This window comes from Streptomyces pratensis (assembly GCF_037137275.1).
GTDB classification, from domain to species: Bacteria; Actinomycetota; Actinomycetes; order Streptomycetales; family Streptomycetaceae; genus Streptomyces; species Streptomyces pratensis_B.
On sequence record NZ_JBBBEN010000091.1, the window covers coordinates 156,358 to 180,992 of the forward strand.

Sequence of the window (24,635 nt, forward strand, 5' to 3'; positions counted from 1 at the left end):
AGACTGGCCAGCCGATACGAGGCCAGGCCCCACCAGGAAGCAGAGACAGTGCTGTGACAGAGGCAAAAGAAGCAATTCTCCTGGTCGGTGGCAAAGGCACCCGGCTGCGCCCGCTCACGGTGCACACCCCGAAGCCGATGGTCCCGGCGGCGGGCGTCCCCTTCCTCACCCACCAGCTGGCGCGGGCCAGGGCGGCCGGGGTGGAGCACATCGTGCTCGCCACGTCCTACCTGGCCGAGGTGTTCGAGCCGTACTTCGGCGACGGTTCCTCGCTCGGACTGCACATCGAGTACGTCACCGAGCAGGAGCCGCTCGGCACCGGCGGGGCCATCCGCAACGTCGCGCCGAAGCTGTCCTCCGGGCCGGAGGAACCGGTCCTGATCTTCAACGGCGACATCCTGACCGGGCTCGACATCCGGGCCCTGGTCAGCTCGCACACCGTCTCCGGGGCCGATGTGTCGCTGCATCTGACCCGGGTCGAGGACCCGCGCGCCTTCGGCCTCGTGCCGACCGACGGGACGGGCCGGGTCACCGCCTTCCTGGAGAAGCCGCAGTCGCCGGAGGAGATCGTCACCGACCAGATCAACGCGGGGGCCTACATCTTCCGGCGCTCGGTCATCGACACGATCCCCGAGGGCCGCCCGGTCTCGGTCGAACGCGAGACCTTCCCCGGACTGCTCGCCTCGGGCGCGCACCTCCAGGGCATGGTCGACTCCACGTACTGGCTGGACCTCGGCACCCCGCAGGCCTTCGTCCGCGGTTCCGCCGACCTCGTCCTCGGCCGGGCCCCGTCCCCTGCCGTCCCCGGCCGCTGCGGCGACCGCCTGGTCCTGCCGACCGCCTCGGTGGCCCGCGACGCCAAACTCACCGGCGGCACGGTGATCGGCGCCGACGCGGTGATCGGCGCGGGCGCGCGGATAGACGGCTCGACGGTCCTGGCGGGCGCGGTCGTCGAACCGGGCGCGGTCGTCAGGAACTCCCTCGTCGGCGCAGGCGCCAGGGTCGGCAGCCGCACGGTGCTGGAGGGCGCGGTGATCGGCGACGGGGCGCGGGTGGGCGCGGACAACGAGCTGCGCGACGGGGTCAGGATCTGGTGCGACGCGACCCTCCCCGACGCTTCGGTCCGCTTCTCCTCGGATCAGTAGGCCACGGACCGGCAGGGCCTTTCCGTACTCGGACGGCGCCGCTGAGCCCCTCCCGTGCGGAGCGCCCCTCTCCCCGGGGTGGCGCCGGGCGCCCGCACGGGTCCGCGTCCGGCGATGGGGCCCCGTACTCTCTGGTGAGCCCCCTTTTTGCCCCACAGACGACCGAGGCACCACCCGTGGCAGGACGATTCGCCCCCCGCACCGCGCGAGCGGCGCTCCCGCAGCAGGCCGGCCCGGCCCTGCCCGGCGGCGCGAGCAGGGGACCCCGCGCCAGCACGCCGCTGTCCCGGGAGTGGACCCCGCCCGGCCCGCTGGACCTCCGTCTGGTGCTCGGCCCGCTGCGCCGCGGCCCGGCCGACCCCACGTACCGGACGGCCGCCGACGGCACGTTCTGGCGGGCCAGCCGCACGCCCGAGGGGCCGGGCACCCTGCGCCTCGCCGCACGCGGCGACCGGATCGAGGCGGTGGCCTGGGGACCGGGCGCCGACTGGCTCCTGTCCCGGCTCCCCGCCCTGCTGGGGGCCGACGACGACCCGGACGCGTTCGTCCCGCGCCACCGGCTGCTCGCCGTCGCCCGGCACCGCCGCCCGGGGCTGCGGCTGCTGCGCACGGGCCTGGTGCTGGAATCGCTGATCCCCTCGGTCCTGGAACAGAAGGTCACCACGGACGAGGCCTACCGCGCCTGGCGCCTCCTGGTCCGCCGCTTCGGCGCCCCCGCGCCCGGCCCCACCGCGGACCTGGGCCTCCACGTCATGCCGGACCCGCGCACCTGGGCGATGATCCCGTCCTGGGAGTGGCACCGGGCGAACGTCGACGCCAAGCGCTCGGCGACGATCCTGCGCGCGGTACGGGCGGCCCCCCGGCTGGAGGAGGCCGCGACGATGGACCTCCCCGAAGCCCTGGCCCGCCTGGAACTGATCCCCGGGATCGGCCCCTGGACGTCGGCCGAGACCCTTCAGCGCTCGAACGGCGCGGCGGACGCGGTCACGGTCGGCGACTTCCACCTGCCGGGCATCGTCGGGCACGCCCTCGCGGACCACCGCGACGCGGACGACACGGAGATGCTGACGCTGCTCGCCCCGTACGCGGGGCAGCGCCACCGGGCGACCCGGCTGATCCTGCTCTCGGGCCGCGTCCCGGCGCGCCGCGCGCCGAGAATGGCCCCGCGCGACATAGCGCCGCTGTAGCGGACGGCCCCGGACGCCTCACCGCACCGTGAGGAACGCCTCCGCATCCCGCGCGGGCCGCTCCCGCGGCTCCCCGGCCGCATGCCCCACGGCCACCGCCCCCAGCGGGTCCCAGGACTCCGGCAGCTCCAGCACCTCCCGCACCACGGACCGGCAGAACATCGTCGAGGACACCCACGCCGACCCCAGCCGCTCACCCGCCAGCGCCACCAGGAAGTTCTGCACACCGGCCCCCGCGGCGACCACGAACATCTCGCGCTCGGCGCTGTCGCGGCGCTCGTCGCCGTAGGTGTGGGAGCCGTCCATCACCAGGCACGGCACCACCAGATACGGGGCGTTGCGCAGCACGTCGCCCCGCCGCACCCGCTTGGCGATGGACTCCTCGCTCTTCCCGTCGCGCCGCAGATCCGCGATCCAGGCGTCCCGCATCGCGTCCAGCAGCCTCGTCCGCGACCCTGCCGACTCCAGCAGCACGAAGCGCCACGGCGTCGTGTGGTGCGGAGCGGGAGCGGTGACGGCGGCCGCGACCGCCCGCCGGACCGCCCCCGGGTCCACCGGTTCCCCGGTGAACTCGCGCACCGTGCGCCGCAGCGTCATCGCCTCCCGGACCGCCTCCGACGTACCGAGGCGGAACATGTCGTCGGCCGCGCCCCGCACCAGCGCCCGCGCTCCGGGAGTGTCCTGGGCCACGGGCGCCACCACGTGCGGCAGCCCCCGCACCACGGCGACCGGCAGCCCGGACGCCTTGCCCTTGACCAGGTCCCCGGCCGCGGCCAGCTCGTCCGCCGTGGCCACGACCGTGGCGCTGAGCGGATTGCCGTACGCGTCCGTCCCGCCGCGAAGGTCGTCCAGCACCCGCACCCCGGCCGCGCCGATGGCCACGTCGGTCAGCCCGCTGCGCCAGGGCCGGCCGGAGGTGTCCGTGACGACGACGCCGATCTCCACGCCGAGCGCGTCCCGCAGTCCGTCGCGGATCGCGCGCGCCGAGGCGTCGGGGTCCTCTGGCAGCAGCAGCACGGTCCCCGCGGGCGTGTTCGAGGCGTCGACGCCGGCCGCGGCCATGACCAGCCCCTGCCGGTTCTCCACGATCCGCAGTGCTCCGCGCCGCGCGACCACCCGCACGGTCTCGGCGTCGATCGCCGCCTCGCGGTCCGCCGCCTCGACGGTCCGGCCCTCCGCCTTGGAGACGATCTTCGAGGTGACGAGCAGGACGTCGCCGTCGACCAGTCCGGGCTCCGTTGCGGCGATCAGCTCGGCGAGGTCGTCCCCGGCCCGGACCTCGGGCATCCCGCCCAGCGCCCAGACCCGGAAGGAGGGCGTGCCGTCCCCGTCGGCGCTCATGCCTGGACCTCCTCGGCGAGCGCCAACGCCTGACGGGCCATCTCCGCCGTCGCCTGGACGTCGGTCATCATCAGAGGCACCGCCCGGCAGCGGATTCCGGCCGTCTCGACCTCGTCGACCGAGCCGGCGTCCACCGTGTCCACCAGCCAGCCGTCCAGCAGCCCGGAACCGTAGTGCCGGGCGACCGCCGCGGCCGTCGACTCGACGCCCACCGCGGCGAGCACCTTGTCGGCCATGCCGCGCACGGGCGCGTCCCCGACGATGGGGGAGAGCCCGACGACCGGCACCCCGGCTTCGGCGATGGCCTCGCGGATTCCCGGGACCGCGAGGATCGTGCCGATGGACACCACCGGGTTCGACGGCGGGAAGAGAATGACGTCGGCGGAGCCGATGGCCTCCAGCACCCCCGGCGCGGGCGTGGCCTGCTCCGCGCCGACCGGGACGATCGCCCGGGCCGCGACGGAGGCGCGCAGCTTCACCCAGTACTCCTGGAAGTGGATCGCCCTGCTCTCGCCGTCCAGCCCGACGGCGACGTGCGTCTCGACGCGGTCGTCGGACATCGGCAGCAGGCGCACCCCCGGCTCCCAGCGGGCGCAGAGCGCTTCGGTGACCGCGCTCAGCGGGTAGCCCGCGCCCAGCATCTGCGTACGGACGATGTGGGTCGCGAAGTCGCGGTCACCGAGCCCGAACCACCCGGGGCCCACGCCGTACGCCGTGAGTTCCTCCTTGACCCGGAAGGTCTCGTCGGCCCGCCCCCAGCCCTGCTCCTCGTCGATGCCACCGCCGAGGGTGTACATCACGGTGTCGAGGTCGGGGCAGACCTTCAGCCCGAACAGATGGATGTCATCACCCGTGTTGCCGATCACCGTGACGTCCGCGTCGGGCGCGGCCTCCTTGAGGCCGCGCAGGAAGCGGGCACCGCCGATACCACCGGCCAGAACAACAATGCGCATGCACAGCAGTTTGTCAGGCGGACACGGCGTCCACGGCCGTCGGGGCGCATCGCGACGCCTGCATCGGCATCTCGGTCAGACCCGGGTAGTAGATGTGCAGACTCACCGCGGGTTCGAGCGCGTCGTTGACCACTTCGTGGACATAGCCCGGAGCGAACGCGCGCTGCGCGCCCGCGCCGAGGGTCCGGCTCCCGCGCTCGGTGTGTTCGGTCAACTCGCCTTCGAGGACCGTCAGCACACCGGAGGAGCGGCCGTGGCCGTGGCGCCCGCTGCCCTGGCCGGGCACCCAGCTGAGAAGCCACACCTCGTAGCCGGGCGGAGCCTGCCCCGCCGGGTCGGGCCCGAGGGCCGCGGGGCCGACCCGCAGGCGGTGGTACCAGCGGGAGACGGAGTCGTACCGGACGAGTCCGGCCCACTGCGCCCGGTCGGCCGCGATGGAGCGCGCGAGGCCGACGAACTCGGCGAGGGTGGAGGGGTGTTCGCGGGCGGGTCGCAGGAGGTGCTGGACCTCGAGGAGGTCGCCGGCGATCTGGAGGTCGCTGTCGCTGTTCATGGCTGCGGTGGGTCCTCGGCAGGGGAGTCACGTGCGGGGGGAGTCGCGGTGAACGTCCCACGGCTCGGCACAGGAGCTGCGGGAAGAGCCGCGGGGCGGCGCTGGGGGATCGCGGGGAGCCGTGCGGCGGCGCGGAAGAAGCGGAGGCGCTCGACCGGGCGGGCCGGACCGGGGTCACCCGGTCCCGAAGGCGGGAGAGGAGCTGGAGCCCTGGGGCTTCAACAGCTGTGACAGCTGGAACAGCGACAGCGGGCCTGGACAGCACTGCGGAACCCACGAACGTGGGTGACGTGCATCGCTGAGGTCGCTGACATGGAGCTCAGGAGACCGGCTCGGCCGCCCGATGTCAACCCGATGCCCGATATGTGGACAATCTTTCGCTCCTTCTGAGTGACAGGCGCAGAGAAAGGTTTGTGCACCCGGATGACCGGTCATGTGGCGCAGAGGCCCCATGGTCAAACCTGGTGGAGATCTCGTGACCTGACTGTGATCTCGGTCGCTTAGGTGATCGAATCGCAACACGAGGGGATCTTCGTTCATCTTGACCGGTGGAGGTGCGAGAGGGTGGAGCCCGTGGCATATGTCAGGTTTTTGGCGATTTGAACACTTTCTGTATACGCTTGGTTCCGCAGAGTGAATCCCCCGGCCAATAGCAGATCCTCGCTTGACTGGCTCGGAGATACACACTTGTAATTTCACTCGTGTCGTTCGGCCGTGACCAGTAGCGGCCGCATCACGGGACGCAAGAGACAGACGAGGGGCGCACATGACCGAGCTGTTCCAGCAACTGCTGGTCGAGGACGCGGACGAGGAACTCGGCTGGCAGGAGCGCGCACTGTGCGCCCAGACCGATCCCGAGTCCTTTTTTCCCGAGAAGGGCGGGTCCACCCGCGAGGCCAAGAAGGTCTGCCTCGCCTGCGAGGTGCGCTCGGAGTGCCTGGAGTACGCCCTGGCCAAGGACGAACGCTTCGGCATCTGGGGCGGACTCTCGGAGCGAGAGCGGCGGCGCCTCAAGAAGGCCGCCATGTAGGACCCGGCCCCGGGCCGACCGCGCCACCGCCGCTCTGCGGTGGCCCGTCGAAGGGCCGGCGCCCGCCCCACAGTCGCCCGGACCGTCGTCCGGCGACTCTCCAGCAGCCGACCGGGGCCCGCTGCGACCGCCACCCGGCAGCCGCCCCCGCGGCCCGCGCCGGCCCGACCGCCGCCGGCAGGGCATCGGACAGACCGCCCCGGCCGCCCGGAACCAACCCCGCGCCGGCCCCGCGTCCCCGCCGCACGGCGGCCACGGCCCCGCGCCGTCACCTCGCCGGCGCCCGCCGCCCTCGACGGCCCGTTCGCCCACGCCTCTCCCGGGGCTCGGGCGACGGGCCGTCGGCAGGTCCGCGCCCGGCCCCCGCCACCGCTCGGGGCCCCGCTCCGTGTCCGTACCGTTAGTGTGGGGCCCCGTCCGAGATGCGCCAACGCCCCGCCAGGGCGCGCGTGTACACCGATGCAGCCCGCGGGGGGATACGCCCCCGGACCCGGCCGGAGGGCCCGTACCTCGATGTCCGTGCACAGCCACTCGGCGGCGCCGAACGCGGCCGCCGCCGCCCCAGAGTTCCCCCGGCACGTCGTCACCGCCGTGCTCGTCTCCCACGACGGCGCCCGCTGGCTGCCCGACGTGCTGGCCGGGCTGCTCGGGCAGGAACGCCCCGTCCAGAACGTCGTCGCCGCCGACACCGGCAGTGCGGACGACTCCGCCCGGCTGGTCACAGAGGCGCTCGGCGGCGAACGCGTCCTGCACCTCGCACGCCGTACGAGCTTCGGCACGGCCGTCGAGGAAGCGGTCCGAACAGCCGGGGCCCTGACCCCGGACGATCTGCCGTACCTCAAGCGGCCCGGCGGCTGGGACCCCGTCAGCCGGACCTGGACGGACGAGAACTACGACCTCCCGGAGCTGCCGCACGGCGAACCGGTCCAGTGGCTCTGGCTGCTGCACGACGACTGCGCCCCCGAGCCGGACGCCCTCGCCGAGATGCTGCGCGTCGTGGACACCGACCGGCACGCCGCGATCGTCGGACCCAAGCTGCGCGGCTGGTACGACCGCAAGCAACTCCTCGAAGTCGGCGTCTCCATCGCCGACAGCGGACGCCGCTGGACCGGCCTGGACCGCCGCGAGCAGGACCAGGGCCAGCACGACCAGGTCCGTACCGTCCTGTCCGTCTCCTCCGCCGGCATGCTGATCCGCCGTGACGTCTTCGAGGAGCTGGGCGGCTTCGACCGCGGCCTCCCCCTGATGCGCGACGACGTCGACCTGTGCTGGCGGGCCCACCTCGCCGGCCACCGGGTCCTCGTCGCCCCGGACGCGGTCCTGCGGCACGCAGAGGCCTCCGCACGCGAGCGCCGTCCCATCGACTGCGCGGGCCGCTCGGTCGTCAGCCCCCACCGCGTCGACAAGGCGGGCGCGGCCTACACGATGCTCGTCAACGCCCGCGGCAAGGCCCTGCCCTGGGTGCTGCTCCGGCTCGTCGTCGGCACCCTGCTGCGCACCCTCGCCTACCTCGTCGGCAAGGTGCCCGGCCAGGCCCTCGACGAGGTCACCGGTCTCCTGGGCGCCCTCCTGCGCCCCGGCCGCATCCTCGCCGCGCGCCGCGCCCGGGGCAGGGGCGTCATCGACGCCGCCGAGCTGCGCGCCCTCTTCCCACCGCCCGGCGCGACCGTCCGGGCCACCGTCGACCAGATCGCGGGCGACTTCGGCGTCCGCGCGGAGGCCGACGCCGGCGGTTCACGGCACGGCGCCGTCGAGTCCGGCCCCGGCGGCGACGACGCGGACTTCCTCGAAGTCGACCAGTTCGCCCGCCTCAAGCGCATCGGCCGCAAGCCCGGACCGATCCTCTTCGCCCTGCTGCTCGCCGTCTCCCTGGTGGCCTGCCGCAACCTGTTCACCGGCGGCGCGCTGGCGGGCGGCGCGCTGCTGCCCGCACCCGACGACATCGGCGCGCTCTGGGGCCGGTACGCGGACGCCTGGCACACCGTCGGGACCGGCGGCACCCAGCCCGCGCCGCCTTATCTCGCCCTGCTCGCCGCCCTGTCGGGCCTGTTCCTCGGCTCCACCGGCCTCGCCGTCAGCGTGCTGCTGGTCTGCTCGATCCCGCTGGCCGGGCTCACCGCCTACTTCGCCACCCGGCCGCTGCTCCCGTCGCGGCTGCTGCGGGCCTGGGCGAGCGTCGCGTACGCCTTCCTGCCCGCCGCGACCGGGGCCCTGGCCACCGGTCGCATCGGCACCGCCGTCCTCCTCGTCCTGCTCCCGTTGATCGCCCGCGCGGGCGTCGCCGCCCACGGGCTGCGCGCAGACAGCGCCGCCGGGGAGCGCGGCAGTTGGCGCGCCACCTGGGCGTACACCCTGCTGCTGACCTTCGCGACGGCGTTCACCCCGATCATCTGGCCCCTCGCGGTGATCCTCCAACTCGGTGTGCTGGTGCTGCGCCGCCGCGACATCGCGGCCTACGCGCTCCGCTTCCTCGCCGCCGTCGGCACCCCGGTCCTGGTCCTCGCGCCGTGGTCGCTCACCCTCCTGACAGACCCCTCCGCCTTCTTCCGGGAAGCGGGCCTGGACATCGGCGCCGGCACAGCCTCCGCCCTCGACCTGCTCGGCATCAGCCCCGGCGGACCGGGCGCCGCGGGCGGCGTCCTGCTCCTGGGCATCGTGCTGGCGGCGCTCGCCGCCCTGCTGCGCGGGGAGCGGCAGCTCGCCGTCCGCACCGCCTGGGCGGTCGCGCTCGTCGGACTGCTCTGCGCGGTCCTCGCCAACGGATCGGCCTGGGCGGGGCCCGCCACCCTGGTGTACGGCGCCGCGCTGATCGCCGCCGCCCTGGTGGGGGCGGACGGCGCGCGCATCCGGGTCGCGGAGCAGAGCTTCGGCTGGCGCCAGCCCGTCGCCGCGCTGATCGCCCTGGCCGCCGCGGTCGCCCCCGTGCTGGCCGCGATCGGCTGGATGATCGGCGGCGCGGACGGCCCTCTGGAGCGCCGCGACCCCGTGCAGGTGCCCGCGTTCGTCGCGGAGGAGAGCACCACCCGGGACCAGCCGCGCACCCTCGTCCTCGGCGGCGCCTCGCCCGACTCCGTGGCGTACAGCCTGGTCCGCGGCTCCGGAGCCCGCCTCGGCGACGGTGAACTGACCGAGGCGGTCGGCGGCAACAGCCACCTCGACAAGGTCGTCGCCAATCTGGTCGCCGGCTCCGGCGCGGACCAGGGCGGCCAGCTCAGCGGCTTCGCCGTCCGCTACGTCCTCGTACGCGACGGAGCGCCGCGCCAGATGAGCCGGGTCCTCGACGCGACCCCCGGTCTCAGCCGCCTCAGCCAGCTGGACGGCAGCGCCCTGTGGAGGGTGGACCGCCAGGTCGCCCGCGTCATGATCGCCCCGGCGTCCGGGGAGGGCGAACACCTTCCCGTCGGGTCCGGGCCCGTCGAGGCCCACTCCGAGATCCCGGCCGGCGAGGCGGGCCGGGTCCTGCGGATCGCCGACGCCGCCGATGCGGGCTGGCACGCCACGCTGGACGGCGCACCGCTGCCCCGCAGGACCGTCGACGGCTGGGCCCAGGGTTTCGAGCTTCCCGCGGACGGGGGCCGCCTGGATCTCACCTACGAGGCCCCCCTCACGCACACCGCCTGGATCTGGGCGCAGGCCGGGCTCGCCGTCCTCCTGGTGATCATGGCTCTGCCGGGTCGCCGCCGGGACATCGACGACGACCTGCCCGAGGAGGCGCTCGCCGTGGCCGCGGAGCCGGTCGACGGCGAGGGCCGCCGGGCCCGCAGGCTGCGCGCCGCGGCCCAGGCCGAGGCGGCGGCCGCCGCGGAGGAGGCCGAGGACGGCCGCAGGCCCGACGACGGCACGGCCGGCGAAGGAACCGACGGCCACGGCCCGAGCAGCCACCACGGCCCGGACGCCGCGTATCCCGGGGAGTACATCCCCGCCCAGCAGACCGCCGACCCGTATGCCGGCCACGACGCGGCGCACGCCCCGGCGCACGACCCGCAGGAGGCCACCGGGGGCTACGCGCCCATCCCGCAGCAGCAGTACGGCGAGTACGGCGAGTGGGCCGGGCAGCAGCCGCAGGGCGCCGATTACTACGCCCCGTACCAGGCGGACCCGTACGCCCAGCAGCAACCGCACCAGGGGCATCCGCACCAGCAGGACGCGGGCTATCCGGGCTACGGCGACCAGGGCGGCTACGGCGTCCAGGACCCGTACGCCCAGCAGTACGACGAGCAGGGCGGGTACGACGCGTACGGCCCGTACACCGGCCGGCAGCAGGCACAGCAGCCCCCGTACCCGCACCCCGGCCAGCACTCCGGGAGCGGCGAACACGTCGACCCCCCGGCCCCGGGCCAGGCCCCGTGGCCGTCCGGCAACGCATCGCGAGGCGAGTCCGAGTGAAGTCCACCCACCTGTCCCTGATCGCCGGCGCCGTCGCGCTGGCCGCCATCACCGGCTTCGCCTCGGTCGCCGCGCCCGAAGGACCGGCGGCGCCCGCCGCGGGAGCCACCTCGCTGCTGCCGGTCGAACGCTCCAGCCTGGTCTGTCCCACGCCCAGCGGGTCCGATCTGGCGCAGACGCAGTACACCGCGTTCACCCCGGCGGGGAAGGGCGGCGACGCCGAGGCCGCAGCCGAGCTGAAGCCCGCCCTGCCGATCGTGGACGCCGAGGACGAGACCGACCCGAAGAAGGCCGCGAAGGCGGAGGAAGCGGCGAAGAAGGCGCAGGAGAAGGCCGACAAGCCGTTCCTCGCCGTGAAGGAGCCCGGGAAGCCGGTCGTCGCCGAGGCGGACGGCTCCGACGCCCCGGCCCTCGTCGGCACGGCCACCGGCCGGCTGGCCCCCGGCTGGACCGCCCAGCAGACCACCGAGATCACCGCGGGCGGGGCCCGCGGCCTCCTCGGAGTCACCTGCACCGCCCCCGACACGGACTTCTGGTTCCCGGGCGCGAGCACCGCGAAGTCCCGCCAGGACTACATCCACCTCACCAACCCCGACGACGCCGCGGCCGTGGCCGACATCGAGCTGTTCGGCCCCGAGGGCCCCCTCGACTCCGATGTCGCCGACGGCATCACCGTGCCCGCCCGTTCGAGCACGGCGCTCCTGCTGTCCACCCTCACCCCCGAGGCCGTCGACCAGCTGACCGTCCACGTCACCACCCGCTCCGGGCGGATCGGCGCGGTCGTCATGAGCGCCGACGACGCCTCCGGCAGCGACTGGATCAGCGCCTCCGACGAGCCCTCCGCCACCCTCGTGCTGCCCGGCGTCCCGGCCGACGCCGCCTCCGTGCAGCTGGTGGCGTTCGCGCCCGGCGAGGACGACGCGGAGGTGAAGGTCGAGCTCATGGGGAAGAACGCGACGTTCTCCCCGGCGGGCAACGCCACCCTGCACATCAAGTCGTCGATGACGGCCGTCGTCGACCTGAAGGCCGTCACCCGCGGCGAGCCGGGCTCGTTGCGCCTGAGCCCCGTGCAGAAGAAGCGTGCGACCCCGATCGTGGCCGCGCTGCGCGTGGTCCGCGGCAGCGGCGACAAGCAGGAGGTCGCCTACCTCCCGGCCACCGGCCCCATCGGCGCCCGGGCGAGCGTCGCGGACAACAGGGCCGAGGGCTCGACGCTCTCCTTGACCGCCCCGGGGGACACGGCACGCGTCAAGGTCACCACGTCGGCGGGCAGCGGCGGCGGCGAAGCTGCCGTGGAGACGTACACCGTCAAGAGCGGCACGACGCTCGCCGTCGAGCCGAAGGCCCCGGACGGGCTCAAGGGCGCCTACGCGCTGACCGTCGAGACGACCTCCGGCGGCCCGGTCCACGCCTCCCGCACCATGGCCCGCACCAAGGACGGGGTCTTGATGTTCACCGTGCAGACCCTCGCCGACGACGGCGGCACGGTCGAGGTCCCGTCCGCCCGGCAGGACCTCTCGGTCCTGGCCGACTGAGACCGTCCGGGCCCTCCGGTCCCGGACGGTCCCGAAGGGCCCGGACGATCAGGGCCGGGCACTCACCGGCCCTGCCCTCAGTCCTGCCCGTACCGGGGATCGACCGACTCGGGGGCCAGCCCCAGCAGCTCCGCGACCTGCTCGACGACGACCTCGTGCACGAGCAGGGAACGCTCGTCGCGGCTCTTGGTGCGGATCTCGACCGGACGCCGGTAGACGACGATCTGAGCGGTGCGCCCCTTGGCCGCGGGGAGGGCGCTGCCGAGCGGAACGGTCTCCTCCGGAGTGCTGGGCACGTCGAGGACGACGAAGTCGACCTCGGCCAACTGGGGCCAGCGCCGCTCCAGTCGCTCCACCGAGTCCCGCACCAGATCGCGGAAGGTCTCCCCCCGGCTGACCGACAACGGCACCTGCGGCGGCGCGACCGGTCCGCGCATACCGCGGCCGTGCCGGTCGCGACGGCGGGGCCGCGGTTCGAACGGGGGGGTGGGTACGGAGCTGTCCATCACCGACGCAGCGTAACGCTCCGGGACCGGGCCGCCCGTGGAGATGGGGACGTCGGCCCCGTACGGGCCGGCCCCGGGGGAGCGGCCGGGACGCCGGATGCCCGGACGGTCCGGGCCCTGAGCCGGGGCGAGGAGCAGGAGCCGGGGCGCGGAGAGGGCGGGCGCACCGGCGCCCGAAGGGCTGCCGCCCCGTTCCGGTGGTCCAAAGTCGAGCATTCCGGCCAAGGTTGTGCCCATTTCCGGCCCCGTGTGCGATCGCCGAGAGTCCACCCGTCCTCCGGGCCGCCCCGCCCCCGACCGGCGGGGCCGGCCCACGACCACCGCTTGGCCGCTTCGACGCAGGTCGCACGAGCCGCCCGGATGTCGGCTGTGCCGCAGGTCACAGGGCGACACGGTGAGGCTGCCCGGGCCCGCGTCGTCGCAGCCCGCTCAAGAGTGCGGTACCGTCCAACATCGTGAGCCCTGTACGTCGCTGTTCGCGCACCGCGTGCGGCCGCCCTGCCGTCGCGACACTGACGTACGTCTATGCCGACTCGACTGCGGTCCTCGGCCCGCTCGCCACCTACGCCGAGCCCCACTGCTACGACCTCTGCGCCGAACACAGTGAGCGGCTGACCGCGCCACGCGGCTGGGAAGTGGTGCGGCTCTCCGACGGCTCCGCGCCGGCGCACCCCAGCGGCGACGACCTCGAAGCACTCGCCAACGCGGTCCGCGAAGCGGCCCGCCCCCCCGAGCGGGGCCCGGAGGGCGGGGAACGCGGTCCGCGCTCCGCCGACCCGGTGGAAGTGGCCCGCCGCGGTCACCTGCGGGTGCTGCGCTCCCCCGATTCCTGAAGCCGGTTCCGGCGTCCGAGGCCAGGGGCCGACTCCTGGGGCCCTGCCCGGCCCGGTAGTTTGGGCGGTCCGCTCAGACCCAGGAGGACCAGCCGTGGTTGCTGATCTGTCGCAGCTCGTGAAGGCGTACGACGTGCGGGGAGTAGTGCCCGACCAGTGGGACGCCTCGCTGGCCGAGCTCTTCGGAGCCGCGTTCGTCCAGGTCACGGCCGCCGACGCGATCGTGATCGGCCACGACATGCGCCCCACGTCACCGGGGCTCGCCGGTGCGTTCGCCCGGGGCGCTGCGGCCCGGGGCGTGGACGTCACGCTCATCGGCCTCTGCTCGACGGACCAGCTGTACTACGCGTCGGGGGCGCTGGACCTGCCCGGGGCGATGTTCACGGCCTCGCACAACCCGGCGCAGTACAACGGCATCAAGATGTGCCGTGCGGGAGCCGCCCCCGTCGGCCAGGAGACCGGCCTCACCGAGATCCGCACCCTCGTCGAGCAGTGGTCGGAGCAGGGGGGCGCCCCACGCGCCGCTGAGGGGCTCGCCCCCGGCACGATCACCGAACGCGACACCCTGACCGATTACGCGGCCCACCTCCTGGGACTGGTCGACCTCACGGCGATCCGGCCTCTGAAGGTCGTCGTGGACGCCGGCAACGGCATGGGCGGCCACACCGTCCCCACGGTCTTCTCCGGCCTCCCGCTCGACCTCGTGCCGATGTACTTCGAACTGGACGGCGCCTTCCCGCACCACGAGGCCAACCCCCTCGACCCGAAGAACATCGTCGACCTCCAGGCGCGTGTCCTGGCCGAGGGCGCCGACCTCGGCCTCGCCTTCGACGGCGACGCCGACCGCTGCTTCGTCGTCGACGAGCGGGGCGAGGGCGTCTCCCCCTCCGCGATCACCGCCCTGGTCGCCGCCCGCGAACTGGCTCGGAACGGGGGCACGGGCACCGTCATCCACAACCTGATCACCTCCTGGTCCGTCCCCGAGGTGGTCCGCGAGAACGGCGGCACCCCCGTCCGCACCCGGGTCGGGCACTCCTTCATCAAGACCGAGATGGCCGAGCACGGTGCGATCTTCGGCGGCGAGCACTCGGCCCACTACTACTTCCGCGACTTCTGGAACGCCGACACGGGCATGCTCGCGGCCCTCCACGTCCTGGCCGCGCTGGGCGGCCAGGACGGCACGCTGTCCCGCCTCGTCGCCGAGTACGACCGGTACGCTGGCTCCGGCGAGATCAACTCCACCGTCGCCGACCAGACCGCCAGCCTGGCCCTGGCCAAGAAGATGTACGGCACCCGCGACGACACCGCCCTCGACGAGCTGGACGGCCTCACCGTCACGTCCGCCGACTGGTGGTTCAACCTCCGCGCCTCGAACACCGAACCCCTTCTGCGCCTGAACGTCGAGGCGCGGGACGAGGCGACGATGACGGCGGTACGCGACGAGGTGCTGGCGCTGATCCGTACCGGCTGAGGCACTGACGAGCCGGCGTGCCGAGGAGTCGGAGTGCCGAGGAGCTGGGGCGCCGAGGAACGGGCTGCGAGGCGGGCAGATGTGCGGGGAAGCAGACCGGGCCGGTCGCGGACATCGCCGCCCCGGTCGCCCCGACGACTGTCTCCCCGTTTCGCGCCCCCGCCGGGGCCGCGTCCCCGCGACCCCGGCGGTAGGCTGACGAGGCCTGATCCACGCGGATCTGGACACGCATGCTCGAAGGGACTCGCCCCATGCCGCTCGAAGCCGGCCTCCTGGAGATCCTGGCCTGCCCGGCCTGCCACTCCCCGCTCGACGACCGTTCGTCGGCCGACAGCCCCGAGCTGGTCTGCACCGGTGCCGACTGCGGCCTGGCCTACCCGGTGCGGGACGGCATTCCGGTACTGCTCGTCGACGAGGCCCGCCGCCCCGCCTGACCGGGAGCGACGCGCGAACGGCTCCCACGTCGTACGACGTGGGACCACCGGGTCCGACGACCGGAGGCGGGCGCAGCACACCGTCTCCGCGCCCGCTCCCGCATCCGCCCCGGCGGGCACGCCGCAGCACGCACCCCGCCCGGTGATCGAAAGGCCCACCGCCATGTTCGACGAGTCCTTGCTCGACGCCCCGGAAGCCCTCGCCCGAGCCGACCGCCGCGGCCTCCTCCGCGGCGCGGCCGAGGCCGGGGCGCGGGTGCGCACCGCCGCCCGGCACGCCGCTGAGGCGGGCATCGGCGGTCTGACCCCGGAGGGCCGGCCCCGCGCCGTGCTCGTCGCGGGCCCCGGGACCGCGGCGTCCGGCGTCGCGGACCTGATCGGCGCGCTGGCGGGGGCGGCCGCCCCCGTCGTACGCATCCACCCCACGGGCGTCGCCCCGGCCGCGGGTGCGCTGCGCTGGGCCCTGCCCGGCTGGGCCGGGTCCGTGGACCTGCTCCTCATCACGACGGCCGACGGCTCCGAACCGGGCCTCGCCCTGCTCGCCGAGCAGGCCTACCGCCGCGGCTGCACCGTCGTCGCCGTCGCCCCCACCCGCTCGCCGCTGCGCGAGGCGGTCGACGGGGTGCACGGCCTGGTCGTCCCGATGGCGGCTGCCCCGCACGGCGAGTACGACGCGGAGACCTCGGCGGCCGGCCCCGGCACCCTGTGGGCTCTCCTCACCCCCCTGCTGGCCCTCCTCGACCGGGTGGGCCTGGTGAACGCGCCCGCAGAGGAGTTGCAGAAGGCGGCGGACCGCCTGGACCGCACCGCCGAACGCTGCGGCCCGACCGTCGCCACGTACAGCAACCCGGCCAAGACGCTCGCCGCCGAACTGGCGGACAGCCTGCCGCTGCTGTGGACGGAGGGCGACGCCGCGGGCCCGGTGGGACGCCGCTTCGCCGCCGTCCTGTCCGAACTCGCCGGCCGCCCCGCCCTCGCCGCGGAGCTCCCCGAGGCGCTGCCCTCCCACGGCACGCTGCTGACCGGGGACTTCGCGGCCGGCGCCGACCCCGACGACTTCTTCCGCGACCGCGTCGACGAAGGCGAGACACTGAGGGCCCGGGTCGTCCTCCTCCGGGACCGCCCCACGGGAGGCCTCAGCGCCTACCCGGCGGCCCGGGAGCTGGCGCTCGGCCATGACACGCCGGTCAGCGAACTGGAACCGGAGGAGGGCGGCGAACTGGAGACCCTCGCCGAGCTGCTCGCGATCACCGACTTCGCAGCGGTCTACCTCTCCCTGGCCTCGGCGCCCCGCCCCTGAGGCCCCGCCGCCCCTGCCCTCATGGGCGCGCGCCGTCCGCAGCACGTCGCGGAGGGTGCGGCGGCCTGGCCCCGGTCCCGTCCGGCCGGGTGCGGGGCCAGCGGCCTCCGTACCCGGCGGGATGCGGAGGCCGTCCCTCACGGGGGCGGCAGCCTTCCGCATCAGCCCGTACCGGTCGTACCGGTCCGCCGCCGCCCATGCCCCGCCCCCATTCCGTCCGCCGGGTCCGCCCTCGTCCGAGGGGCCGACGCCGACCCGCGCCCGGCGGACGGAAGCCGGCCCCGGCCCGCCACGCCCCTCTCTGCGGACGGGCCCGGCACCGGCTCGCGCGCGGCGGGCGGAACGCCGGACGCGACTTCGGCCCCCACCCTGCGCAGGGAGGCCACCCCGGCCCCCACCCCACGAGCGGAACTCCCCGGCACCCGCCCGCAACGCCGTCTCCACCCGGCAACCCGACTCCCGCAACCTGCCGCGTGCAAGCTGACCCGTAAACCTGTAAACCGGGAAACCAGGGCCCGGCGATCCTGCCGGCGACCGTTCCCGCCCGCCCCACCCGAGGACGATTCTCATGGACCGGCTGTCCAACACCGTGCGCCCCTACGCCTGGGGGTCCACCACGGCCATCCCCGCCCTGCTCGGCACCCGGCCCACTGGCGAGCCACAGGCCGAGATGTGGATGGGCGCCCACCCCGGAGCCCCCTCGCGCGTCACCCGCACCACCACGACCGGGGAGACGGAGACCGCCCTCACCGACGTCATCGCCGCCGACCCGGAAGGGGAGCTCGGCGCCGCCGCCGTCGCCCGGTTCGGCCCCCGCCTCCCCTTCCTCCTCAAGCTCCTCGCCGCCGGAGCCCCCCTCTCCCTCCAGGTCCATCCGAACCCGGACCAGGCGCGCGACGGTTTCGCGGACGAGGAGGCACGAGGCGTCCCGATGGACGCCCCGCACCGCGTCTACCGGGACGGGAACCACAAGCCCGAGCTGATCTGCGCCCTCACCCCCTTCGACGGGCTGTGCGGTTTCCGCAGGCCGACCGAGGCGGCCGACACGATGGAAGCGCTCGGAGTCGACTCCCTCAAGCCGTACGTGGACCTGCTCCGCGCCCACCCCGAAGAGGCCGCCCTCCGGGAGACGCTCACGGCGATCCTCAGCGCCGACCCGGCAAAGACGGCGGAAACCGTGGAGGAGGCGGCCGCCGCCGCCGAACGCCTCGGCGGCGCCCACACCCTGTACGCCCGCATCGCCCACCACTTCCCCGGCGACCCCGGTGTGCTGGCGGCGATGCTGCTGAACCACGTGGAACTCCAGCCCGGCGAAGCCCTCTTCCTCGGCGCGGGCGTCCCGCACGCCTACCTCGACGGTCTCGGCGTCGAGATCATGGCCAGCTCGGACAACGTGCTGCGCTGCGGCCTCACCCCCAAGCACATCGACGTACCCGCACTCCTGCGGATCGTCCGCTTCGAGGCCACCGAACCCGGCGTACTGCGCCCGGAGGCGGACCCGTCGGGCGAGGAGCGGTACGAGACGCCCGTCGACGAGTTCGTCCTCTCCCGGTACATCCTCGCCGCCGGCGCGACACCCGCCGAGCTCACCGCCCCCGCCCCGCAGATCCTGCTCTGCACCGCGGGGACCGTACGGGCCGGCGCGCTCGACCTGCACCCGGGGGAGTCGGTCTACGTACCGGCCGGCGAAGCGGTCGACGCCGCCGGACCGGGCACACTCTTCCGAGCCACCGTGGCCGTCTGACGCCCCCGGCCACCGCGGCGACTGCAACAATGTGCCGCCTTACCGCGGCGGCACAGGCCACGCACCGAGGAAGGGACACCCACGCACTCATGAGCGCGTCAGGCGGAACCAAGGCGATCATGGCGGCACTCGTCGCCAACCTCTCGATCGCCGTGGCCAAATTCGTAGCGTTCCTCTTCAGTGGCTCCTCGTCGATGCTCGCGGAGAGCGTCCACTCGCTCGCCGACTCGGGCAACCAGGGGCTGCTGCTGCTCGGCGGCAAGAAGGCCCAACGCGAAGCCACGCCCCAGCACCCCTTCGGCTACGGCCGCGAGCGCTACATCTACGCGTTCCTCGTCTCCATCGTCCTCTTCTCGGTCGGCGGCATGTTCGCCGTGTACGAGGGCTACGAGAAGATCCAGCACCCGCACGAGATCGAGGCCTGGTACTGGCCGGTCGGCGTCCTGGTCTTCGCGATCATCGCCGAGATCTTCTCCTTCCGTACGGCGATCAAGGAGTCCAACCAGACCCGCGGCAACCTCTCCTGGACCCAGTTCGTCCGCCGTGCGAAGGCCCCCGAGCTTCCGGTCGTCCTCCTGGAGGACCTCGGCGCGCTCGTCGGCCTGGTCCTGGCGCTCGCGGGCGTCAGCCTGGCCCTCGCCACCGGCAACGGCGTCTGGGACGGCATCGGCACTCTCTGCATCGGCATCCTGCTGATCATCATCGCGATCGTCCTCGCCGCCGAGACGAAGTCCCTGCTGCTCGGGGAGTCCGCCGGCATCGAGGACGTCGAGAAGATCAAGGCGGCCGTGGTCGACGGCGACACCGTCACCGGCATCATCCACATGCGCACCCTCCACCTCGGCCCCGAGGAACTGCTGGTCGCCGCCAAGATCGCGGTCCAGCACGACGACACGGCCGCCGAGATCGCCCATGCCATCGACGCCGCCGAGAGCCGCATCCGCGACGCCGTCCCGATCGCCCGGGTCATCTACCTGGAGCCGGACATCTACAACACCGAGGCCGCCGCGCCCGGCACCGCCCCGGGTACGAGCACAGGCGCGGGCGCGGACGCAGGCCCAGCCCCGAAGGGTTCCGGCCACTGACCCACCGCACACCGGCCCCGTTCGGCCCGGTGACCCCTCACACGCGCCCGGCTTCACGTACGGGCTGGGGCTCGCTGGGCCGTTCGGTGTAGATTCGGATACGCATACAGACGTCGCTGCTGATGGCGGTCGATCGGTCCGCGGAGCGGGCCGGGCGAGGGAGAGAGGGCCTCCGACGGACTGCACTGCGGACACCCGGGCATTCGTGTGCCCGTGCCGCCGCAGAGCCAGCCCAGAGACAAGCCCACCTCGACCCTTCACGAGGAGCAGCCCGTTATGACGACGGTCACCCATGGCCAGGACTTCAAGGTCGCCGATCTCTCCCTCGCCGCCTTCGGCCGCAAGGAGATCACCCTCGCCGAGCACGAGATGCCCGGCCTGATGTCGATCCGCAAGGAGTACGCCGCGGCCCAGCCGCTGGCCGGCGCCCGGATCACCGGCTCGCTGCACATGACAGTGCAGACGGCCGTGCTGATCGAGACGCTGGTCGCGCTCGGCGCGGAGGTCCGGTGGGCCTCCTGCAACATCTTCTCGACCCAGGACCACGCGGCCGCGGCGATCGCGGTCGGCCCGAACGGCACTCCCGACGCCCCCGCGGGCGTCCCGGTCTTCGCCTGGAAGGGCGAGACGCTGGAGGAGTACTGGTGGTGCACGGAGCAGGCGCTGACCTGGCCGAACACGCCCACCGGCGGCCCGAACATGATCCTGGACGACGGCGGTGACGCCACCCTCCTGGTCCACAAGGGCGTCGAGTTCGAGAAGGCCGGGGCTGCCCCCGACCCGTCGACGGCGGACAGCGAGGAGTACGCGCAGATCCTGACGCTGCTGAACCGCACGCTGGGCGAGGCGCCGCAGAAGTGGACGCAGCTGGCGTCGGAGATCCGCGGAGTCACAGAGGAGACCACCACCGGCGTCCACCGCCTGTACGAGATGCACCGTGACGGGACCCTCCTGTTCCCCGCGATCAATGTGAACGACGCGGTGACGAAGTCGAAGTTCGACAACAAGTACGGCTGCCGCCACTCCCTCATCGACGGCATCAACCGCGCCACCGACGTCCTGATCGGCGGCAAGACCGCCGTCGTGTGCGGCTACGGCGACGTGGGCAAGGGCTGCGCGGAGTCGCTGCGCGGCCAGGGCGCCCGCGTCATCATCACGGAGATCGACCCGATCTGCGCGCTGCAGGCCGCGATGGACGGCTACCAGGTCGCCACCCTGGACGACGTGGTGGAGCAGGCGGACATCTTCGTCACGACCACGGGCAACAAGGACATCATCATGGCCTCGGACATGGCCCGGATGAAGCACCAGGCCATCGTGGGGAACATCGGCCACTTCGACAACGAGATCGACATGGCCGGTCTCGCGGCGATCGACGGGATCGTGAAGGACGAGGTCAAGCCGCAGGTCCACACCTGGACCTTCCCGGACGGCAAGGTCCTCATCGTGCTGTCCGAGGGCCGCCTGCTGAACCTGGGCAACGCGACGGGCCACCCCTCGTTCGTGATGTCCAACAGCTTCGCCGACCAGACGCTGGCGCAGATCGAGCTGTTCACGAAGCCGCAGGAGTACCCGACCGACGTCTACGTGCTGCCCAAGCACCTGGACGAGAAGGTCGCCCGCCTCCACCTCGACGCCCTGGGCGTCAAGCTGACCACGCTCCGCCCCGAGCAGGCGTCGTACATCGGCGTGAAGGTCGAAGGCCCCTACAAGTCCGACCACTACCGCTACTGATCCCGGCCCGACCCGCCCGGCGTCCGGAAGGCCCGGCCTCCCGGACGCCAGGCGGCGTCACGGCCCATAGCGGCAGAACCGAGCGCAGGCCCCCGCACCCCCGTGCCGGGGGCCTGCTCCCGTTACCGCCCCCGCACAGCCCGAGGAACCTGAAGGACCCCATGCCCCGCGGTAGGTATTCGCTCCACGACCTTCACGATCACACCCCCCTCGGTGAAGAACACTTCCACTGCGCCCCCGGCCCCTCCGGCTGGCGCTACGTCTCCCAGACCACGTCCCCCTCGGGTGACCACCTCGGCTCCGTCGACCTCGCTCTGGACGAACTGGGGCGCCCCATCCGTCTTGAACTGCATGCCGCGAGCTGGCAGGTCCGAGGAGCGGCCCTGGAAGGCGTCACCTGGGTCCGTACCGACCCGACCGGCGCCCACGCCACCGAAGGCAACGTCCGCGCCCACGCCTTCGCCGGTACGTCCCCCGCGTTCCTCGTGTCCATGACCCGTCTCCTGCGCCTCACCCCCGCTTCCCCCTCGACCCGCGTCCGCGTGGTCACCTTCACGGACCCGGTCCTCGCACCCCGGACCACTGATCAGTCCTGGGCTCTGGTGAACAGTGAAGCGCACGCCACTGACAACGGCCCCCTGACCGTGGACGAATACCAGGTCAGCGCCCTGGACACCGGTGAACAGCACACCGTGCACATCGCCGGCGACGTGGTCCTCGCCGCACCCGGCATCGAGCTCGAACACCTGGAAACTCCCCCGTCGCCCCGCGCCCCGTAGCCGTAGGCCCGGGACACACCGGCGAACCCGGACCGGTCCGGGCGGCCCGGCACTCGCACGACGGCCCGCCGCACGCCGGGCGGACCGGAACCGGCGGTCGCTCTCGGCCGGGCAGCCCCGGGCGACCCCCCTCAGCCGGGCGGAGCGAACCCCGAGCCCGCGCCCCCGCGCCGCTGCTCACCAGGCCCGTCGCCCCCGGCCGCCCCGGAATCAAGCGGCGAAGGGGGCCCGCCCGCGGGGGCGTCCTGGCCGCCACGGCCGACGGCCGGGACATACGACGCCGGCCCGGAGTACGCCCCGCCCCCGGCCGGGCCGGGGGGACCGGCGAACCCTCCGGCCCCATGGGGCCCGGCGCCCCCGGCCGGGGACACCGCCGTCGACGGTCGCCCGTGTCCCGGAGCGAAGACCCGCCGCGCGTCCCGCACCTGCCGCTCATGCACCACCCCTGCCAGGAACGCGGCCGCCGGCACACCCTGCGGTGGTGTGGCCCCGGTTCGTCTCACCAGCTCGCCGGCCAGCCCTTCCGCGACCGAACGGCCCACACCCGGGTCCAGCTGCTGCATCCGGGTCAGGTACTGGCGTATCGAGAGCCAGAGCTCGTCCGGCACGGCCGACAGGTCGAGCCGGGAGAACCGGCCGATCAGCCAGGGCGGGGGCGGCGGCACGGCGACGGATCGCCCCGAGGCCGCGACGCGCTCCCGGACGACCAGCGTCCCGGCGAACACGTCGCCGAGCCGACGGCCCCGCGCCGACACCAGGGAAGCGATGGAGGCCACGGCGCCGAACGTCATGAGGATCTCGACGAGCCCCATCGCCCCTCGCACGAGCGCGTGCCGGAACCGGATCGGTCCGCCGTCGTCCCGCACCACACGCAGCCCGCAGGCCAGCTTCCCCAGCGAGCGGCCGTGGCTGAGCGTCTCGACCGCCACCGGCCCACCGATCAGGACCAGGAGAAAGGACGCGACCCCGATCGCTGCCACGGCTGCTTCGTCCAGGGAGACGGAGGCGATTCCGAGGACCACCGACATCAGGAGGAAGACGGTCAAGGTCACCGCCAGATCGATCGCCGACGCAAGAGCCCGGCTCGGCAGCCTCGCCGGTCTCAGTCCCAGAACGACCGCGTCCCCGGTCACCAGCTCACTCATCGGGTCCCACCCTTCGCCGACCTTCTCCGCCCCAGCCGGGCCCAGTCTGCCAAGCTGATCGGCAGCGCGCCGCAGTAGTACGGACCCGTACGCACCCATGCCTGGAGCAACAGCCGCCCATGGACCTCGACGTCTTCGTCACCGCCCACCGCACGGAGTGGGACCGTCTCGACCACCTTCTGCGCCGCGGGCGACGCCTCACCGGTGCGGAAGCGGACGAACTGGTCGTCCTCTACCAGCGCACGGCGACCCACCTCTCGCTGATTCAGTCGAGCACTCCGGACCCCTTTCTCACCGCCCGCCTCACCCAGCTCGTGGCCCGCGCCCGCTCGACGGTGACCGGGGCCCGTAAAGCGTCCTGGCGGGACGCGACCCGATTCCTCACCGCGGGATTCCCCGCGGCCGTCTACCGCTCGCGCCACTGGTGGGTGCCCACCGCGGTGCTCTCCATCGCGGTGGCGGCGCTGATGGGCTGGTGGATCGGCACCCACCCCGAGGTCCAGGCAGCCATCGCCGCCCCCGAGGACCTGCGCAGCATGACCCGGCCGGGAGGGGAGTACGAGACCTACTACTCCAGCCACCCGGCGGCGTCGTTCGCGGCGCAGGTATGGACCAACAACGCGCAGGCGGCCGCGTTGTGCCTGGTCCTGGGCGCGTTCCTCTGTATACCGGTGCTCTGGATACTCTTCCTCAACATGCTGAACCTCGCCGTCGGCATAGGCCTGATGTCCTCCGTCGGCCGCCTGGACGTCTTCCTCGGCCTGGTCCTCCCGCACGGCCTGCTCGAACTCACCGCGGTGTTCGTGGCCGCCGGCACGGGGCTCCGCCTCGGGTGGACCGTGATCGACCCGGGGCCTCTGTCGAGGCGTACCGCCCTCGCCCAACAGGGGCGGGCCGCTCTGGGAATGGCCCTCGGCCTGGCCCTCGTCCTCTTCGTCTCCGGACTGATCGAAGGATTCGTGACTCCGTCCGGACTGCCGACCTGGGCCCGGATCACCATAGGCATCGCCGCTGAACTGGCTTTTCTGGCGTACGTCTACATCCTGGGCGGCCGCGCGGTACGCGCCGGAGACACTGGCGACCTGGCAGCCGTCGAACGCAGTGCCGAACTCCCCTCCGCGGCCTGACCGCCGATGTGCGCGCGCCCCGGCTGAGCTGCTAGTCTCCTCTTCGCCCACAAGAACCGTTGACACGGAGACTGTGGGGAGGTAGATTTTAACGGTTGCCTCGGACTGGACATGTTCGAGACGGCCGCGTAAGATCCATTTCGCTCGTGCAGGGGATGCTGGTTCATCCCGCCGAGCCACTTGATTCTTCTCTTCGAATCGATCGAGCCGTTTATTCGGGCCCGAATGTTTCTGATAAAGTCGGATCAGCCGAAAGACAAGGCCATTCCACAGGCCACCAGCATTTCGAAAACGGACCGGAAACGGAACGAATGAGAGTCTGGTAAAGTTGGAGCCGCCGGAAAGGG

The 24,635-nt window shown here is 73.4% G+C and carries 19 protein-coding genes; 14 read left to right on the forward strand and 5 right to left on the reverse strand.

All coding sequences use genetic code 11. The annotated features are described in order from the left end of the window. The first annotated feature begins 53 nt into the window (after positions 1 to 53). Positions 54 to 1,145 (forward strand): mannose-1-phosphate guanylyltransferase, encoded by a 1,092-nt coding sequence (manB, locus tag V9U70_RS16825; RefSeq protein ID WP_336676094.1) that lies wholly within the window; start codon positions 54 to 56, stop codon positions 1,143 to 1,145. A gap of 176 nt (positions 1,146 to 1,321) precedes the next feature. Next, positions 1,322 to 2,332 carry a DNA-3-methyladenine glycosylase family protein gene (locus V9U70_RS16830; RefSeq protein WP_336676097.1) on the forward strand — a complete coding sequence of 337 codons (1,011 nt, stop codon included), beginning with the start codon at positions 1,322 to 1,324 and terminating at the stop codon, positions 2,330 to 2,332. Positions 2,333 to 2,350: 18 nt separating this feature from the next. Here V9U70_RS16830 and V9U70_RS16835 read toward each other — a convergent pair whose 3' ends face one another. The 3 genes from V9U70_RS16835 to V9U70_RS16845 are packed head-to-tail and all read right to left on the reverse strand — an operon-like array spanning position 2,351 to position 5,179. After that, complete coding sequence (locus V9U70_RS16835) at positions 2,351 to 3,673, reverse strand: coenzyme F420-0:L-glutamate ligase (protein ID WP_336676098.1); 1,323 nt, start codon at positions 3,671 to 3,673, stop codon at positions 2,351 to 2,353. Beyond that, entirely contained in the window at positions 3,670 to 4,626 is a 957-nt protein-coding gene (gene cofD / locus V9U70_RS16840; protein WP_336676100.1) for a 2-phospho-L-lactate transferase, read from the reverse strand. Before cofD ends, V9U70_RS16835 begins: the two co-directional genes overlap by 4 nt. A gap of 13 nt (positions 4,627 to 4,639) precedes the next feature. After that, complete coding sequence (locus V9U70_RS16845) at positions 4,640 to 5,179, reverse strand: cysteine dioxygenase (RefSeq protein WP_336676103.1); 540 nt, start codon at positions 5,177 to 5,179, stop codon at positions 4,640 to 4,642. A 766-nt stretch (positions 5,180 to 5,945) separates the two neighbouring features. Between V9U70_RS16845 and V9U70_RS16850 the strand changes: the two genes are divergently transcribed. The 3 genes from V9U70_RS16850 to V9U70_RS16860 all read left to right on the forward strand — a co-directional run bounded on the left by V9U70_RS16850 (position 5,946) and on the right by V9U70_RS16860 (position 12,130). After that, positions 5,946 to 6,209, forward strand: coding sequence for a WhiB family transcriptional regulator (locus tag V9U70_RS16850; RefSeq protein ID WP_336676105.1), 264 nt, complete (start codon positions 5,946 to 5,948; stop codon positions 6,207 to 6,209). A gap of 513 nt (positions 6,210 to 6,722) precedes the next feature. Beyond that, positions 6,723 to 10,595, forward strand: coding sequence for a glycosyltransferase (locus V9U70_RS16855; RefSeq protein WP_336676107.1), 3,873 nt, complete (start codon positions 6,723 to 6,725; stop codon positions 10,593 to 10,595). Beyond that, on the forward strand, positions 10,592 to 12,130 hold the full coding sequence (locus V9U70_RS16860) for a DUF5719 family protein (RefSeq protein WP_336676109.1): 1,539 nt from the start codon (positions 10,592 to 10,594) through the stop codon (positions 12,128 to 12,130). Before V9U70_RS16855 ends, V9U70_RS16860 begins: the two co-directional genes overlap by 4 nt. A 77-nt stretch (positions 12,131 to 12,207) precedes the next feature. Here V9U70_RS16860 and V9U70_RS16865 read toward each other — a convergent pair whose 3' ends face one another. After that, positions 12,208 to 12,636, reverse strand: coding sequence for a metallopeptidase family protein (locus V9U70_RS16865; protein WP_336676136.1), 429 nt, complete (start codon positions 12,634 to 12,636; stop codon positions 12,208 to 12,210). Between the two features lie 455 nt (positions 12,637 to 13,091). Here V9U70_RS16865 and V9U70_RS16870 point away from each other — a divergent pair, with 455 nt between their 5' ends. The 8 genes from V9U70_RS16870 to V9U70_RS16905 all read left to right on the forward strand — a co-directional run bounded on the left by V9U70_RS16870 (position 13,092) and on the right by V9U70_RS16905 (position 22,016). Continuing rightward, positions 13,092 to 13,469 (forward strand): DUF3499 domain-containing protein, encoded by a 378-nt coding sequence (locus V9U70_RS16870; protein ID WP_336676111.1) that lies wholly within the window; start codon positions 13,092 to 13,094, stop codon positions 13,467 to 13,469. Positions 13,470 to 13,563: 94 nt separating this feature from the next. Further along, positions 13,564 to 14,940: a phosphomannomutase/phosphoglucomutase gene (locus tag V9U70_RS16875; RefSeq protein ID WP_336676112.1), complete on the forward strand. Its 1,377-nt coding sequence runs from the start codon at positions 13,564 to 13,566 to the stop codon at positions 14,938 to 14,940. Between the two features lie 251 nt (positions 14,941 to 15,191). Next, a complete protein-coding gene (locus V9U70_RS16880; RefSeq protein ID WP_336676113.1) occupies positions 15,192 to 15,374 on the forward strand; it encodes a Trm112 family protein in 183 nt (60 codons plus the stop codon). A gap of 163 nt (positions 15,375 to 15,537) precedes the next feature. Then, the gene (locus V9U70_RS16885) at positions 15,538 to 16,674 is read left to right on the forward strand and encodes an SIS domain-containing protein (protein WP_336676114.1); all 1,137 of its coding nucleotides are present in this window, start codon (positions 15,538 to 15,540) and stop codon (positions 16,672 to 16,674) included. Positions 16,675 to 17,242: 568 nt separating this feature from the next. Beyond that, the gene (manA, locus tag V9U70_RS16890; RefSeq protein ID WP_336676116.1) at positions 17,243 to 18,418 is read left to right on the forward strand and encodes a mannose-6-phosphate isomerase, class I; all 1,176 of its coding nucleotides are present in this window, start codon (positions 17,243 to 17,245) and stop codon (positions 18,416 to 18,418) included. 89 nt (positions 18,419 to 18,507) lie between these two features. Further along, complete coding sequence (locus V9U70_RS16895) at positions 18,508 to 19,503, forward strand: cation diffusion facilitator family transporter (protein WP_336676119.1); 996 nt, start codon at positions 18,508 to 18,510, stop codon at positions 19,501 to 19,503. Between the two features lie 276 nt (positions 19,504 to 19,779). Continuing rightward, complete coding sequence (gene ahcY, locus V9U70_RS16900) at positions 19,780 to 21,237, forward strand: adenosylhomocysteinase (protein ID WP_336676120.1); 1,458 nt, start codon at positions 19,780 to 19,782, stop codon at positions 21,235 to 21,237. A 161-nt stretch (positions 21,238 to 21,398) separates the two neighbouring features. Next, the gene (locus tag V9U70_RS16905; RefSeq protein WP_336676122.1) at positions 21,399 to 22,016 is read left to right on the forward strand and encodes a hypothetical protein; all 618 of its coding nucleotides are present in this window, start codon (positions 21,399 to 21,401) and stop codon (positions 22,014 to 22,016) included. A gap of 131 nt (positions 22,017 to 22,147) precedes the next feature. Here V9U70_RS16905 and V9U70_RS16910 read toward each other — a convergent pair whose 3' ends face one another. Continuing rightward, a complete protein-coding gene (locus V9U70_RS16910) occupies positions 22,148 to 23,161 on the reverse strand; it encodes an RDD family protein (RefSeq protein ID WP_336676124.1) in 1,014 nt (337 codons plus the stop codon). A gap of 119 nt (positions 23,162 to 23,280) precedes the next feature. On the opposite strand from V9U70_RS16910, the gene V9U70_RS16915 reads away from it, so the two are divergent. Then, a complete protein-coding gene (locus V9U70_RS16915; RefSeq protein WP_336676126.1) occupies positions 23,281 to 24,288 on the forward strand; it encodes a stage II sporulation protein M in 1,008 nt (335 codons plus the stop codon). Positions 24,289 to 24,635: the final 347 nt, after the last annotated feature.